This window comes from Paenibacillus chondroitinus NBRC 15376, from assembly GCF_004000765.1.
Taxonomy (GTDB): Bacteria; Bacillota; Bacilli; order Paenibacillales; family NBRC-103111; genus Paenibacillus_E; species Paenibacillus_E chondroitinus.
On sequence record NZ_BILW01000009.1, the window covers coordinates 89702 to 105534 of the forward strand.

11 protein-coding genes are annotated in these 15833 nt (G+C 49.3%); 2 read left to right on the plus strand and 9 right to left on the minus strand.

All coding sequences use genetic code 11. The annotated features are described in order from the left end of the window. The first annotated feature begins 327 nt into the window (after positions 1-327). Together PCH02S_RS13225 and PCH02S_RS13230 are read left to right on the plus strand one after the other, a co-directional pair. Entirely contained in the window at positions 328-1614 is a 1287-nt protein-coding gene (locus PCH02S_RS13225) for an efflux RND transporter periplasmic adaptor subunit (RefSeq protein ID WP_127453668.1), read from the plus strand. Between the two features lie 47 nt (positions 1615-1661). Continuing rightward, positions 1662-4778: an efflux RND transporter permease subunit gene (locus PCH02S_RS13230; RefSeq protein WP_127453670.1), complete on the plus strand. Its 3117-nt coding sequence runs from the start codon at positions 1662-1664 to the stop codon at positions 4776-4778. Positions 4779-4847: 69 nt separating this feature from the next. On the opposite strand, the gene PCH02S_RS13235 is transcribed toward PCH02S_RS13230, so the two are convergent. The 9 genes from PCH02S_RS13235 to helD all read right to left on the minus strand — a co-directional run bounded on the left by PCH02S_RS13235 (position 4848) and on the right by helD (position 15831). Beyond that, the gene (locus tag PCH02S_RS13235; protein ID WP_127453672.1) at positions 4848-5516 is read right to left on the minus strand and encodes a response regulator transcription factor; all 669 of its coding nucleotides are present in this window, start codon (positions 5514-5516) and stop codon (positions 4848-4850) included. Beyond that, entirely contained in the window at positions 5513-6988 is a 1476-nt protein-coding gene (locus PCH02S_RS13240) for a sensor histidine kinase (protein WP_127453674.1), read from the minus strand. Before PCH02S_RS13240 ends, PCH02S_RS13235 begins: the two co-directional genes overlap by 4 nt. A 5-nt stretch (positions 6989-6993) precedes the next feature. Next, positions 6994-7743, minus strand: coding sequence for an ABC transporter permease subunit (locus PCH02S_RS13245; RefSeq protein WP_127453676.1), 750 nt, complete (start codon positions 7741-7743; stop codon positions 6994-6996). Then, on the minus strand, positions 7736-8473 hold the full coding sequence (locus PCH02S_RS13250; RefSeq protein ID WP_127453678.1) for an ABC transporter ATP-binding protein: 738 nt from the start codon (positions 8471-8473) through the stop codon (positions 7736-7738). The genes PCH02S_RS13245 and PCH02S_RS13250 overlap by 8 nt, the downstream gene beginning before the upstream one ends. 65 nt (positions 8474-8538) lie before the next feature. Continuing rightward, the gene (locus PCH02S_RS13255; RefSeq protein WP_127453680.1) at positions 8539-9462 is read right to left on the minus strand and encodes a hypothetical protein; all 924 of its coding nucleotides are present in this window, start codon (positions 9460-9462) and stop codon (positions 8539-8541) included. Between the two features lie 237 nt (positions 9463-9699). Then, positions 9700-10857, minus strand: a complete 1158-nt coding sequence (locus PCH02S_RS13260; RefSeq protein WP_164819553.1) for a Ger(x)C family spore germination protein — start codon at positions 10855-10857, stop codon at positions 9700-9702. A 2-nt stretch (positions 10858-10859) separates the two neighbouring features. Continuing rightward, entirely contained in the window at positions 10860-12311 is a 1452-nt protein-coding gene (locus PCH02S_RS13265; RefSeq protein WP_246069068.1) for a spore germination protein, read from the minus strand. Then, entirely contained in the window at positions 12308-13405 is a 1098-nt protein-coding gene (locus tag PCH02S_RS13270) for an endospore germination permease (RefSeq protein WP_127453683.1), read from the minus strand. The genes PCH02S_RS13265 and PCH02S_RS13270 overlap by 4 nt, the downstream gene beginning before the upstream one ends. A 131-nt stretch (positions 13406-13536) precedes the next feature. Continuing rightward, positions 13537-15831 carry an RNA polymerase recycling motor HelD gene (gene helD, locus PCH02S_RS13275; RefSeq protein WP_127453685.1) on the minus strand — a complete coding sequence of 765 codons (2295 nt, stop codon included), beginning with the start codon at positions 15829-15831 and terminating at the stop codon, positions 13537-13539. Between the last annotated feature and the right edge of the window lie 2 nt (positions 15832-15833).

Here is a 15833-nt window from a genome sequence, read left to right on the forward strand (position 1 = left end):
AATTACCTCTAATTCAGAATTCTACAGGAACAAACTCTAAATTAGCAAGTATTTACAATTAGAAACTATAGTTTTACTTTTTCCCTATCCACACCTTCCTCTCATCCCTGATTCACCCCTAACCCCAAAAATAATATTGACCACAAGTCACTTTATTGTTATAAATGTACTTATATAAAGTTAATCATTAGGTTTTTATTGTCCTTCCATGGATCAAGAATCAAATATCCTTACTCATTTGAACCAATTAAACCAAAAAGTTGACCAAAAGTCATACTTACAGCAATATCTGATCTTATACACCATTAATAATTAGGGGGCTCAATCATGGCTGCTCGTTCAAATCAACCGAAAGACGAGATCGTAAGAACAACTGGAAAAATACTACATAAAACGAGTTTTCTATTCATCCTGACCGCCGTTGCGCTCGCAGGCTGCTCCAACGAAGCCACATTATCTTCCGCAACAACAGCTGAACATGCGGCAGAGGCAGCGATTAAGCCTGTAAAAACGGCTAAGGTTGCCACACAAGCATGGGCAGGTGCTAAGACACTCACAGCCGATGTGGTTCCTTCATTAGAGTTGAATGTCGTGCTCAAAGTGGATGGCGACGTGAAATCCGTCCTGAAAAAACGCGGGGAACAAGTCCAAAAAGACGATGTGATCATCGAGCTGGATAATAAAGATTTGCTTCGACAAAAACAAAAACTGCTTTATGCCAGAGCCAGTCTCGAAGAACAATTGTCCAAAGCCAAAAAGGATTGGGATGACGGCATTCTGGAGTTAACCAACAATATTGCCATAACCCAGCAGTCCTTGGACGATGCAAACAAGCAATATAACCGGATTTTGAATGACTATGACACCGGGCAGGCAACAAAAGACCAGAAAGAGCAAATGGAATCTCAGGTCAAACCGTTGAAACTCAATCTTCAAACTTTGCAGCAGAAGCTTCAAACGCTCCAAAATACCCAACCGCTAGCCGCCATCCAATACCAATTGCAGGCTAACGATATTGATTTGCAAGATGCTGATGTCAATCTCGCTTATTTTGAAGTCAAGGCGCCTGCGTCAGGACTTTTGACCGAAATGCCCATTGAGGAAGGCATGACGCTGGCCAGAGGACAAAAAATCGGCGTCGTGCAGCGGCAATCACCGATCAAAATCCGCGCTGAAGTAACGGAAGCGGACCTACCGCTCGTGCAGGGCAAACCGAGCCTGATCTTTCAAACGTCGGATTCACCAGATACATTTGAAGGTAAAGTAACTTATTTGGCGAACACGGCCAATACTCAGACGAAAACCTATTCGTTGGAACTTGAAGCCGCAAACGAAAACGGCCGCCTCAAACCCGGAATGCGCGTCCAGCTTCTACTGGCTGGAGGAGGCGAACAGCAGGTCATCGTTGTGCCGACGGGCAGCATTTTACGTGAGGATGGCGAGCCCTATGTATTCATTTTGATTGGAGACCATGTTGAAAAAAGGAGCGTCAAGCTCGGCCGCAGCAAGGATGACAGGACGGAAATTACACAAGGACTGAAGGCAGGCGAGGTGTTCATCGTCTCCGGTCAGTACCAACTTAAACATATGGAGAAAGTAGCGCCCGGCCAGTAGTTTTCAATTGTCTAACTGGAACAGCTGGACAGAAGGAGTGAATCCGCTTGATTGCCAAACTGATCAAATATCAAAAGATTACCCTGTTATTCTTTATCGTGCTCGTGCTGCTGGGCGCCTTCAGCTTTTTATCGTTAAGCCAGCGTGAGAATCCCGAAATTACCGTATCCATGGCTACGGTAAAGACCATCTATCCCGGCGCATCGCCGGAAAAGGTCGAGCAGCTTGTCACCAAGCCGTTGGAAGAGGAAATTAGAAAGATGGAGTCCATCAAGTCGATCGATTCGACTTCGTCTACCAACGTGTCCTTCATTACTGTAGAGATGCAGCCCGGAGTCGATAACAGCCGTGCATGGGATACGCTCAGACAAAAGGTGCAGACCGCGCAAGCCAAACTGCCCGCAGAGGCGGATCAGCCCGAGATCGATGATGATCTAGCCAAGACTTCTGCGCAAATCATTCACTTAATTGTGGAAAACCCATCTGAGCTGGAGTCCTTACGGTCCATTTCTACAACATGGAAGGATCAATTGCGCACAGTTTCCGGTGTCAGTGATGTTGAAATTGTTGGGCTTCCCGATCAGGAAGTGAAGGTGATTCTGGACAAGGAGAAGCTCGAAAGCCTGCAGCTTCCTTGGACCCTGGTTATGCAGGCGCTCACCACCGCGCACGATCGCACACCGATTGGGAATGTAGTTGCCAATAATAACAACACTTATGTTCAATTAACCGGCGAATGGAAATCCGCCAACGATATTGCCAATACGGTTGTTTACCGACCTGCAGGGCAAGGCAATTCGCTCAGCATTAAAGATGTCGCTGAAGTTAAAATAGGCCCTAAGAAAACGGAGGAGGAGGTCTTCTATCAAGGCAAACCCGCCGTCGATGTTGTCATTTATCCGGCTAAAGGACAAAATATTCCTACTTTGCAAGACGGGATCGACGCAAGGGTTTCTGAATTGCAGGCTCAGCTCCCTTCGCATGTGACGATGGTATCGTTGTTTACGCAAAAGGAGAACGTCGATCATCTGTTTGCCGATTTGTCGCGGGAAATGTTGATCGGGATGGCTGCGGTACTTGTTGTCTGTATCTTGGGGCTCGCTTTCGGAACGTCCATTATTGTCGCACTTGCGATTCCCGTTTCCATCGCACTCGGCTTCCTCCCGATCAGCATGACGTCCATCGATCTTAATCAGATATCCATTGTCGCGCTGGTCATTGTACTTGGTATTCTTGTTGATGATGCCATTGTCGTTAACGATAATATCGAACGCAGATTGTCTCTGGGCGATTCTCCCCTGGACGCCTCACTGAAAGGCAGCCAGGAAGTTGCGATTTCAATTCTTACCGCAACGATCGCTACAGCGGCTGCTTTTTTCCCGCTGTTTTTCTTAAAAGGCAACATCGGGGACTTTATCAAGCCGATTCCTGTCGTCGTTAGCTTAACTTTAGCCGCGTCGATGGCGATGTCGTTAACCATCATTCCGATTTTCCGCAAATGGAGCAGCGAACGCAGTCTCCGCAAAGGAGCCTCCTCCCAGAATAAGCTGCCTGGACTTTTGGGTAAACCTATATGGCTCCTAAGCGAGTTCTATGAAAAGCTCATTCGCCGGCTGCTGCGAAAACCACTGTTAACCGGAATGATAGGCCTTGTCATCGGTACGGCGAGCTATGGGCTTTTGCCCTTTCTAGGAGTTCAATACTTTCCGAGCGCGGAACGAAGCGAATTTTTGCTTGATGTGAAAATGCCCGTGAACGCCGATTATAAGAAAACCGCCGATATGATGACAAGTTTATCGGTTTGGGCGGCTAAGCAGGATGGGGTTCAGTCTGTTTCTACCTATGCCGGTAGGACAACACCTAAGTTTTACTATGCGGAAACCGCTAATGTCGGAACGAGAATTGGCCAATTATACGTCAAGGTTGACGAGTCCCGAACCCAAACAGGCAAGCTCGTTTCCGACTGGCGCGATCAACTCAAGCGTATATATCCGGACATTGAGTTGCTGCCCAGAGAACTGGAACAAGGCCCTCCTGTCGGTGCGCCGATTGCCGTTCGAATCAGTGGCCCGGAATTAAGCGAACTAACTTCGCTCTCCAAACAGGTGCAAACGATGCTGAAAAACATCCCGGGCACGACTAACGTCTCTGACAGCGTCGGAGATGAAACCTATACAATGGATCTGCAGCTCGATCAGGAGAAAGCGCGTTATTACGGCGTCACGGAGAAGGATTTGTCGGGAACCGCCCGACTCGCAACCGACGGAATTGAGGTTTCCAAACTGCAACTAGGCAACGAGGATATTCCCGTTACCTTATTCAGCAAGGCCAACCAGACGACGTCCGACGAAACGATTGGCGAACTGCTCGTTCCTTCACAATCAGGGCAACTGTACCCAATCAAGCAGTTCATCAATGTGCAAAACGACCGCATGATCACCTCCGTGCAGCATCGCAATCTGGTACGAACGATTACGGTAAGAGCCTATACGGACGGAAGATTGCCGGCAGATATTGTCACCGAGCTGCAGCAACAAGTAAACAAACTGGAAAAACCTAACGCCTACACGATTGAATTTGCAGGCGAGAACGCTGATCGGAACGACGCCTTCTCCTCCATCGGCAAGCTTTCAATTGTTGTTGTATGCCTCATTTTCATCATTATTGCAATTCAATTCTATTCATTGTCCATACCGTTCCTCGTCATGATGACTGTTTATTTGGCCATGGGGGGAGCCCTAATCGGTTTATTCATAACCGGTGCGCCAATCGGATTCATGGCGCTTATGGGCTTTGTCAGTCTGGCCGGGATTGTCGTGCGCAACGGTATCGTGCTGGTTGAATTTATCGAAGACGCCAGACATCACGGCATGGCCTTGCACGATGCCATTGCCGAATCAGGCCGTGCGCGGCTTCGCCCCATCCTGATGACGTCCGCTACCGCAATCAGCGGTCTCCTGCCCATGGCGATCATGGGCGGCAGCTTATGGCGACCGATGGCCGTTGTCATTATCTCAGGGCTTATTGTCTCCACGATCCTTACGCTCATTATCGTACCTTCCTTCTATTTGCGGCTAGCTCTGTGGAGAGATAAACGCAAGTTGAAGCGAAAGGCGGCAGCAGTGACAAACCCTCCGTCTCATGGCGGAACAACTACTCTGTAAATTCCAAACAAAAAGACTGCACATGCCCCACATCCGGGAGCAATGGCAGTCTTTTTCTTCTATATAAAGTTAAATCCGGAACCGGTACCCCGCACCCCAGATCGTCTCAATATACTGCGGATTCGAAGGATCCTGCTCAATCTTCTCGCGCAGCTTGCGGATATGCACCGTAACGGTCGCGATTTCGCCCATGGCATCCATCCCCCAGAGGAGATCGAACAGCTGCTCTTTGCTGTACACCCGATTGGGATTCATCGCCAAATGCGTCAGAAGGTCAAATTCTTTGGTCGTAAACACAACCTCTCGCTCATTCACAAATACGCGGCGCGCCGTTTTATCAATCATCAAACCGCGAATACGGACCTCATCGTTCCTCGCTTCACGCCGCCCCATCAACCTTTCGTACCGGGCAAGATGCGCTTTGACTCTTGCCACCAATTCGCTGGGGCTGAACGGCTTGATCATGTAATCATCCGCGCCGAGGCCCAAGCCGCGGATTTTATCGATGTCTTCCTTTTTTGCGGAAACCATCAAAATCGGAATGTCCTTTTCGCTGCGAATGCGCCGGCATATTTCGAAACCGTCGATTTTCGGCAGCATCAAATCGAGAATAATGAGATCATACTCCGTCGAGACCCCACTGTTCTCGATGTCGACTTCGTAGCCGCTAATTTCCAGGTAATCCCGCTCCAGCTCGGCGATGCTTTGTTCATCCTCTATGATTAAAATCCGGCTCATTCCTGACTCTCCTCCTGCTTGTTAAGCGGTAATGCCATATAAACGGTCGTTCCCTGCCCGATCATGCTTGTTGCGCCAATACGTCCGCCGTGCTCTTCCATGATTTGTTTGGCGATAGCAAGCCCCAGCCCGCTTCCCCCGGTCGCGGTGTTGCGCGAAGGGTCCGCCCGATAAAACCGGTCAAAGATATGAGGCAGCGCCTCTTCGGATATGCCTTGACCGGCATCTTTTATTTGAATGACGGCGTTGCCGTCGATTTCTCGGAGTGTTAAGGTGATCCGGCAATTGCCTTCATCACTGTATTTGATGGCATTTTCGATGATGTTGAGCAGCACACGCCGCAGCTTATCACGGTCTGCCGTTACAAGCAAAGGCTCATCTGGCAATTCCGTCAGCTTAAACTGTACGCCTTTTTTCTCCATATCGAATTGTAATTCTTGCGCGCAATCCTGCACATACTGGCCTAGATCCACGGTTTCGAACTGAAACGGGACTTTCCCCAGATCCAGCTTGGAAAATAAAAAGAGCTCGTCAATCAGTCGATCCATATCGGCCGCTTTCGTGTAAATCGTTCGAATATACTTCTCCAGCTTATCCGGAGAGTTCGTGACGCCGTCCATAATACCGTGGGCATATCCTTTAATGGCGGTAACCGGCGTCTTCAGATCATGCGAAATGTTAGAAATTAGCTCTTTGCGGTTCTCTTCATATTGCAGCTGAAGATCCACGGATTTCTTGAGCTTGCGCCTCATTTCTTCAAAAGCTCTGCTGAGCTCCCCGATTTCGTCATCGGACTGCTGCACCACTTCAAAATCCAGATTGCCTTCCTTGATCTCCTCCGCCGCTCGTTTGAGCGCCTTCAGAGGTTTGATGATGCTGCGAGAAACGAAATAGGTCAGCACACCGTTCGTACCCACAAGGATGAGGATGAACGTCAAAACAACCGATTTGGAAAACTGGTGCAAATATTTCTGAAAGGGTCCTCCATCCAAGAATACAAAAACGGAACCTTTACTTTGATCGGAAAACAGGAAATCCTGCTGCCGAGTTATCCACAGGGAACCCTGATTGCGCTGAAATTGGCCTGATGAGGTACCATAAGCGGGAAGTTTGGAGCTGTTCTGCGCTTCGCCCTCTTTCAAATAGGGAGAGCTATACGTGATTTCTTTATCTTTGCGGATGATAATGCCCATGTTGATTTTATGAAAACGGTCCTCCAAATCCTGAATAAACACGGGATCGAGGAATGCGTCGGGTTCGGTTTCCGTTTTTGCTTTCATGTAAGCGACATTTTCGAGTTCTTGCTCAATGACGCGTTTGATCGGGTTGCCTTGGGAGAAATCGACCTGAAAGCCGGATTTCAATGTGCCGAACGTTGCGATGGAGATTAGAATCACGGCTAGCCCCGATAGGACGAGAGGTACAAGCAGCATGGCAATGTATGAGAGTACCAGCCGTAAGCGAATCGACATCGTGGTCAGATCTCCTTTTTATCGAACAAATAAAAACCTGCTGTAAAAAACAATATACTACACGCTATCAAAAACATAAAGATGCTGCTCACCTTGCCAAGCGCCATGCCGCTTCCAATCAAAAGCATATGCCAATCTGTGTATGCCGTAGGCGAATACATGGCAATTTGCGGGATAAAAAAGGCGGCCACTTTAAACGCCAAATAAAGAAGTATGCTCACCGTCAACGCGGAAGAGGAGCTGGAGAAGAACTGTGCCAGAAACACAGCGGCGATGCTGAGCACCAGCAGTGGCAGAAAGGCCGCGCCATACGCGAGGAACCAGTTCATCACTGCGCCAAAGCCGCCAAAGTGCTGGAAAAACAGCGCTGAGATAACGGATGCCAGCAATCCGGCAATTAAGTACAGCGCAATAAAAACACCAAGCGCAATCTGCTTGGAAGCGAACACTTTGAACCGAGAAATGGGCCGCGTCAATGTGATCTTCATCGTGCGGTCGCCCATCTCACCCGAGAATACATCGGCAGCGCCCATAAAAACGAATAAAGGCAGAAAAATACTCGTTAGCAGCCCCAGCATAATGATTGGGAAATCCTGCGAGGCAATCGCTCCGATTCCGATACCGCTTTGAAACTGCGATAACAGCAGCCCTGCCAGGAGCGGAAGCAGCAGCGTAACCGCAAGGAAAAAGATCGTTTTCTTCTTGGACGTTATTTTGACCGTTTCGTTCCAAACGTTGGCGGTTAGGCTATGCATGCGCAGCGAGCCTCCTTACTTCTTTAATTTCATGCAGATACGCTTCTTCCAGCGTCGCGCTTCCTTGCGCAATCTCCGACACGAGCCCCTCGCGGACAAGCCGTCCTTGGTGAATGATGCCCATGCGGTTGCACATCAGCTCCATTTCATGAATCAGATGGCTGGAGATCAGGAAGGTGATGCGCTCTTCCCGCGCTAGATGCATAATGATTTCGCGGATATGAACCATCCCCTCGATATCCAGGCCGTTCGTCGGCTCATCGAGTATGAGCAGTTCCGGCTTCGACAGCATCGCTGCCGCGAGGCCTAGCCGCTGCTTCATGCCTAGCGAGTAACCCGCTACCTTTTCCTTCTGAAAAAGGGTAAGTCCGACGATCTCCAAGACTTCGTCTATGCGCTGCTTATCGATGCCCGGGTAAAATCTCGCTGCCAGCTCCAAATTCCGTCTGCCGCTCATATAGGAATACGCTTCGGCCGTTTCGATCAGGACGCCTACCTTGGCCATCGCCTGCTCATAGTGCGTTGAAACAGAATGGCCAAAGAGCTTCACTTCTCCTTGCTGCGCTCTGGCAAGGCCGGTCATGATCTTCATGACGGTCGTCTTCCCGGCGCCGTTGGGTCCGAAGAACCCATAAATGTCGCCTTGCTGCACGGTCATATTTACCTCGTGAATACCGCGCAGATTATTGTAAATTTTCGTGAGACGATTGATTTCTACAACAGGCTTCATGCATTAGCCGCCTTTCAAGATAATAAGGAGGTTGGGGGATTGCCCCTGCCTCCTTCCTTTTTCCCTTAATTCCTGTGGTGGGACTTCTCAGGGTCGATCTTGACGGTTTCCAACTGCTTCCCTGTCAAATCCACTTTGTCCGGCGTTGTCGAGTTCAGGCTTGAGAGAGTCATATCCACGCTCAATACGACGTTGTGTGCTGCACCTTGTGCATCTTTACCGGAAATATGAATTTGTGCGGTTTGATTGGTAATATGATTATCGCTGTCCACGCTGGCGTTCACTTCAACTTCATCCATTTTGATGTCAGAAGTTAATTGAGGAAGGCTGTTTTTGAGAGTCGTCACATCAACACCAAGCGTATCTGCCTTGGATGGCATTGGACGTTGGCTGTTTTCCATCGTTGCATGCTTGATAGCCAGGGAGCCAATTGTGTTGACAACCGGAGAAATTTGGCTGCCTGACAATTTGAAATGAATCTCTTTTACGTTGCCTGCCGCTTCATCCATGGTGACATAGTTTTTGAGATTGCCGACAAGGGCGTCAACTACATTTTCCACTTCGCTAACGACTTGAGGGTCCGGTGTATGCCCTGCGCCTTCATGATCTTTGAATTTGCCGCCCATGCCCTCTCCTTCCAGCACTTTGTACACATCGGAATCATTTGTTTTTATAATTTGTTTGCCATCTTGGTTGTAGAAATGAATGGTTTGTTCGTTCGTGCCGTTATTCACGGTCACTTCTGCGCTTCCTGCGTGATTCTCACCGCTGCTTTTAATCGTGGATTTTACGTTAAGCAATGGAGCTCCGTTATCCTGCAGCGTCACGTTCACTTGGCGTGTTACATTGTGCACGGTTGCCGTCTGTTTCACGGCTGATTTAAACGTCTCATACCCGGGCGCATCGCCCACACCGGCGTAAACCGACGTCACCAGCATCATGCTGCCTACCGCCACGCCTAATCCCATCATAGCTAATTTCTTATTCATACCTGCCTGCCTCCGCGTCTTCTAACGCTTTATCTAATTTGGATGCGTTCCTCGCTTCCATGTATTCATCTTATCCCCCCTATCTTAATTGCCTCTAAAACACCTATTAACCTCGCCTAAAACAATTCTTAAATATTTCTAAACTGGGTTCCCCATCAACCGGTCCCTGGCAGCAGCCATAGCAAAAAGAGGCAAGCTTTCGCTCACCTCTTACGTCTCCCGCGTGCAAAGTACTATTCAGTACTGCTTATTTTCCACCCGCTCTCTCAACATGCCGGTATGCGTGAGTTGTACGTCCACTCGAACGTCCCCTAACTGGTACCCTTCAAGCGGCTGCTCACCGTTCGAGGTCAGCTTGGACCATAACTGGAAATTCTGCTTATATAAGACGTGCTCCAGCTGATAGATATCGACGCCACGGTCTTTTCCCTGCTTAAACGTTTGCTCGATTTCATCTGCAATCTGCTTTTCAATTTGTTTTCGTAAGGACTCCTCATCTACGGTCTCCTGAGATTCAATCGTGATTGACTTGCATCTCATATGAACATCAAAGATCAGATGATCTCCCTTGCGCAGTGTGATTCGCGGTTTCGGCCTGTTAATGGAAACGGTTTGAGCAGGCTTCCCGTTGATATAGACGACTAATGGCGAACGGGCGGTGCTTTTCTCCATCCAGCGGTCTCCCTTAAACTGGTCATCTGAAAACCATTCGACCATACTGTTTTTTCCTAGTGCATATACACCGCTAACTTCCAGTTTGGGATCAGGCTTCTGATTTCTCTTCCAAACATCGTCCCGGATGCTCAATGTCGGTATCATCAACGTATAGCCGGGTTCACGAAGCAAAGCGGCAGCCCTGTACAATCGAAATGGACGTATAAAGGAAAGTTGGCGATAATTTTCAATTGGATGCATCAAAATGGAGGCCATCGGGGAGACATTGAAAAAAGGAACAACGGAGAATACAGTTTCAATTGATTCATCCGTGCTATAGATCCATTGGGTAAATCTTGTTTCACTGTATCGGACAGACCCATCCATAAATTTACTTATCCCCTGCTTCAGAGCAGCGCTGGAGAACAGATAAGCGCTGACATGCCCCCAAAGAACACGCTGCTGCGTCGTTTTGTACAATCGATTGAAGGCTTCATTCACCGTAGCTCCTTCTTCGCGACCTACCCAAATCTGAGGCGGCTGCCCGGCTTTGCCCCCCTCCTGTTTCGCAACGGAGCCGAAATCCAACATCTGCGCATAGACGATGTAACGCCCTTTTTGGTAGTCGAATCCTATCGCTGTAAAGTAGTTCGTGTCCTGGATTGTTTTGATATCCCAACAGCCTGTTTGACTGACGAGAATCAGCACGCCAATCATCATCCGTCCTATTCGTTTCATCATGATCATTGAGGATCCTCACTCTGACGTGTATCATCCTTTGGGCTTAACATCTTTGGCCTGCTCTTCATGCTGCTGAAAGGCTTGGCGAAAATCGCCGTAATCATTTCCTTAAAGCGAGGTGGCGATAAAGGCGACAAGTACGGAACACCAAATGACTCTAAGGTCGACATGTATAAAACAAGCCCGATCAGCGACACCATGAACCCGTAGATGCCAAAAACCGTCGATTCCAATAAGATAATTACCCGCAAAATCGTCACGATCCCGGCAAGTGTCTGGTTCACGAGGGTATACATAGCTATCGTCGATATCGAAGTTATCACGAGGGTCGTCGGGCTGGTGATTCCAGAACGAATCGCCGCGTCGCCAACAATCAACCCTCCAACAACGGTAACAGTTTGTCCGACGACTTTAGGCAGCCTCGCGCCGGCTTCTCGAAACAATTCAAACAGCAGCAGCATAATGATAAAATCCATAGGACCCGATAACGGTAATCCCAGTCTGGAAGAGGAAATGGTAGCGACTAAAGAAAAAGGGATTTGATCGATATTAAAGGCGGACAACGAAATCCAGAAACCTGGAAGTAGCGTTGCAACGATTAGTCCTCCCAAACGAAGCACACGTTCAAACGCTACATAATAAAAGGGAGTGTGCACATCTTCCGGTGATTTTAAAATATACATGAGATTCGCCGGGGCAATGAGGGCCATTGGTGAGCCGTCACAGAGGATAACGAATCGTCCACGCAGCAAGCTATCGGCTACATAATCAGGTCTTCCCGCATAATCCAGCAAGGGAAAGAAATTGGTTTTTTGCCCCGATAGCAGCTCTTCCAATTGTGCACTGGAAATTACAGCATCAATATCAATTTCTTGCAGTCGGCGCCTGGCGTCCTGAAGCAAATCCGAATCGATGACATCATCGATATACATAAGAGCAATGGAAGTATGGCTGCGCTTGCCAATTTCCATTTTCTCGCAACAAAGACTGCGGGTTAACAACCTTTTGCGAATCAGAGCGATGTTGGTGATGATGCTCTCCGTGAACCCATCCCGTGGTCCTTTAATCGAAGTCTCCGTATTGGATTCTTCCGGCGATCGGTTAGGCGGGTTGGACAAATCAAGCCCAAAAAAGCGCTGCTGCTCTTCAAAATATATAATCAGAAACCCTGCATATAGATTGACGCTCATCGTTTCCATCACATCAGGTCCGGTCATCTCGTGCATTTGAAGCAGTGTAGGAAGCGCGAACGTGGACATGTTCCCTTCCCGGTGATGTGAGATGATATTTTGAAGGTTCGGAAGTACACGCTGCTCAATATGATCCTTATTAATCATACCGTCGCAATACATGAGCAGGATCTTATTACTGGCATCCCCCTCTGATAACGGGTACTCTTTAATGATGACATCGGCCGACGAGGCAAACCAATCTCGCACATCTCGCTCGTTCACTTCATCACGTTCTCCTTTCGCCTCATCGGCAGGAAGATCAGTACAAGCAGCACCAGAATCAATCCTGCACCCGTAACAAACATCATAGGGTAATACCAGTCCTGGATAAAATTCGCCATTTGATTGTCCGTGATCGGCAATAGACACATCGTTACGAAAAACAAGCTTATCCCAATCAGCAGCCACGTGCGGGTACGTTTCTTTTGGATCATCAAGACGTCAATAGAGAGAAACATCAACATGGACATACGGATACATGCGCCCGATATCCACTGGAAAATCGATAAGAAATCCAAATGGGAAATATATTTCCCAAGTGTCACCATCCGCCATTGCTCAAAAGCCGGGTACCTGAGTTCATCTGCTTCAAAAGGCCCGAAAATCGCAATAGCCCCAATCAAAGGCCCGACGGTCAATCCCACTAAGCAAGCCGCAACGATAAGCAAGGAGGGTAGCCGGATACGAGTATCTGCATGATGCTGGAGAAAAACAATACTTAACAGCTCAAACGAAGAACCGCTGGTTAGATACATCGATTTCAGAGCAGGTCCGTAGCCGTGAGTAAATAAAGGCGTAAGCAAGCTGTAATCTTTGTATTGAAAATTAGCGCCCATTACAAAATAGCCCAGCAATACAACCACGGGGAGTAAAATGCCCGAGGTTATCGCGATGGCGCGAATCCCCTCACGGGCAGCAAAAAAGCAAAAAATCATAAACGCCAACGAAATCATGATCGGCGGGGTCCTAGGCAGATAGGAGATGTGCGTCCATGTCACCATATCCTGCATAGTAATGGTCGCATGGGTCATGGCGATGCCAATGACAACTACTTTTAATAGGAATACAACGAAATTTCCATATCTCTGTCCGACCCATAGCAGTAAGTTTTGCTGCTTGGAGCGTTTGATGATGATATACACGAGACATACCCAAAATAATGCAGGCAGAATCGATAAGCCCGCTCCTACCCAGGAATCGCGTTTGCCGTAATGCAGCAATACTGGGATTAGAAGCACATGATTCGTAATGGCAATTGAAATAATAATGACGTAATACAACTGAAGCGCAGTAATTTTCCGATAACGTGCAGCCATGAAGTAATCTCCCACATTGGTATTAGGTGGAAACTTTTTATTTGTTAAGTTTTCCAATCCATGTGGAATTATGCAAATAAAAAAAAACGCCCCTCGATTTCTCGAAGAGCGGTATCTTGACTTTCAGCTTTCTAAGCTTGCGGGAGAAAAGGTGTCAATTCGCCTAGATAGCATACATCCAGGTGATGCAGCGCACGGGTGCAAGCCGTGTAAAACAGCTTGCGCTCCTTCGCCTCCGCGTAGACAGCCGCACCGGCATCGTAGAGGATCACGGCGTCGAACTCGAGCCCTTTGGCGAGGTACGCCGGCATGATCATGACGCCTGCCTCATAGTGCAGCGTCTCCTTCGTGATCCGCGTGAGGCCCGGCAGCAGCGGCTTAAGGGCTGCGTGTGCGGCTTCCGTCTCGCGCTCGGTCTTGCACAGGATCGCGACGGAGCTCGCACCACCGTGCTGACGGGTCAGCGCTGTATCCGCGACCAAGCGGCTAAGCTCGGCCGCGTTCGCCGCGCGCAGCAGACGCGGCTCCTCGCCGCTGCGGCTGAACGGCTCGATCGGCTCGCCGAACGGGAGGACGCGGCTCGCGAACAGGGCGATTTCACGCGTCGAGCGGTAGCTTTTGACGAGACGGATCGTCTCCGTTTCCTCCTCTTTCATCAGCTCGCTAATAGAGCTGTACTCGTTCTTAGGGCCGCCTGCGTCGTTGGCCGCGTTCGCATGCGTGAAGATCCCTTGGTTCCAGTCGCCAAGCAAGGTAAATCGGGCGCGCGGGAACAGCTTCTTGAGATACGCGTAGTGGAACGGTGAATAATCCTGCGCCTCATCCACCAAGCAGTAGCGGATCGTTCCTACGCGCAGCTGCCCCTCAACAAGCCCCTTCAGATACACAAGCGGTGTCGCATCTTCATAGTGCAAAATCCCTTGTTCCAAGGCATCTGAGGTGAAAGAGCTAATGCTCGCCCAAGCCTCGGGAAGCTGCTGGCCGGCCTGCGCCATCAGCTCCTGATGCAGCTCTCTACTCGTATATAGATCCCGATACATGCCGAGTACGTCGACATAAGCAAGGTTGCGTGCCTTCTCCTTCAGCGGAGCGATCGCTTTATGCGCCTTCATTTTGCTCATCTTCTTCATCTCGGGCTCTGTACCCACATATTTGGGCTCGCGCACCATTTTGCGATAGAAACGTTTCTGCGCATCCGCTTGGATTTCATCCAGCTTCTCCAGCATCCACTCAGACAATTGCTCCATCCGTTCTCCGAGCGCGAGAATCGAAGTTTTGCTGTAGAACCGTTCGCTCAACTCTTCAGCCGTAATCAGTACTTTCTTGCCGACCGACAAATCAAGGAAGCGTATTCCGCCATGCTTCAGTTTCTCGCCATAAGCCTCAATGACGCTGAGGAAGGCTGCCGACGTTTTGTACATGATGCTCTGCTGCCTTGCTTTATAGGCTGGGTCTTGCTCTGTCCCGGTCAAAATGAATTCCAGCTGATCGTAGGGATCTTCCAGCTTCAAGCCCGTATCGCTTAATTTATGGTTTAAATAATCTTGAAAGGTCGTCTGCTGCATGGTCGCTTCGCCCAGCTCCGGAAGAACGTGCGAAACGTAATCGCTGAACAGCGAATTCGGCGAAAACAAAATCATATTATCGGCGCTGAGCGTCGTCCGGTATTTATAGAGCAAATACGCAATGCGCTGCAGCGCGACCGAGGTTTTGCCGCTGCCGGCCGCGCCCTGTACGACAAGCACCTTGTGCCGGTCATCGCGGATGATCTGATTCTGCTCACGCTGAATCGTCGTCACGATGCTGTGCATTTTCTCGTCGGCGCTGCGGCTGAGCATCTTCTGCAGCATCTCGTCGCCGATCGAGATCCCGGTGTCGAACACATCCTGCAGCTCACCGGCTTTGATGATGTACTGGCGTTTGAGCAACAGCTCCCCGCTGACATCCATCTCCGGCGTGTGGTACGTGGCCGGTCCCGGCGGGTAATCATAGAATAAGCTGGCGATCGGTGCGCGCCAGTCATAGATAAGTATTTCATCCGTTTTCGGATCAATGAAGGAGGTGAGACCGATGTAGATTTTCTCGCGCTCCTGCTCGCCGCGTTCCTGAAAATCAATGCGCGCAAAATACGGCGCATCAACGACACGCTGCAGTTTGTACAGCGCATCCTGCGCCACCTGAAAGCTGCGCTTCTGACCCATCAGCACATGCTCCTGCTGGGCCATACTCGCGGCTGTCTCGATCACGTCGTCGGCGTTGTCCGCATTAACGGAGATATCGTCCCAGAAGCTGCGCCCAATCTCCGTGACTTCCGAGCGGCGTTGATCCACCGTCTCCCCCAAGTCAATAATGCGCTCTTTAATTTGGGAGCGTACCGAGGCCACCCGCTGATCTTCCCGCTCCCGTTCTTCTTTATCAATTGGCATTT

Bases quoted from the DNA above. Each gene is read 5' to 3' on its own strand.
- PCH02S_RS13225 (WP_127453668.1), top strand. From the start codon at position 328: ATGGCTGCTCGTTCAAATCAACCGAAAGACGAGATCGTAAGAACAACT.
- PCH02S_RS13235 (WP_127453672.1), bottom strand. From the start codon at position 5,516: ATGAGCCGGATTTTAATCATAGAGGATGAACAAAGCATCGCCGAGCTG.
- PCH02S_RS13240 (WP_127453674.1), bottom strand. From the start codon at position 6,988: ATGTCGATTCGCTTACGGCTGGTACTCTCATACATTGCCATGCTGCTT.
- PCH02S_RS13245 (WP_127453676.1), bottom strand. From the start codon at position 7,743: ATGCATAGCCTAACCGCCAACGTTTGGAACGAAACGGTCAAAATAACG.
- PCH02S_RS13250 (WP_127453678.1), bottom strand. From the start codon at position 8,473: ATGAAGCCTGTTGTAGAAATCAATCGTCTCACGAAAATTTACAATAAT.
- PCH02S_RS13255 (WP_127453680.1), bottom strand. From the start codon at position 9,462: ATGAATAAGAAATTAGCTATGATGGGATTAGGCGTGGCGGTAGGCAGC.
- PCH02S_RS13260 (WP_164819553.1), bottom strand. From the start codon at position 10,857: ATGATGAAACGAATAGGACGGATGATGATTGGCGTGCTGATTCTCGTC.
- PCH02S_RS13270 (WP_127453683.1), bottom strand. From the start codon at position 13,405: ATGGCTGCACGTTATCGGAAAATTACTGCGCTTCAGTTGTATTACGTC.
- helD (WP_127453685.1), bottom strand. From the start codon at position 15,831: ATGCCAATTGATAAAGAAGAACGGGAGCGGGAAGATCAGCGGGTGGCC.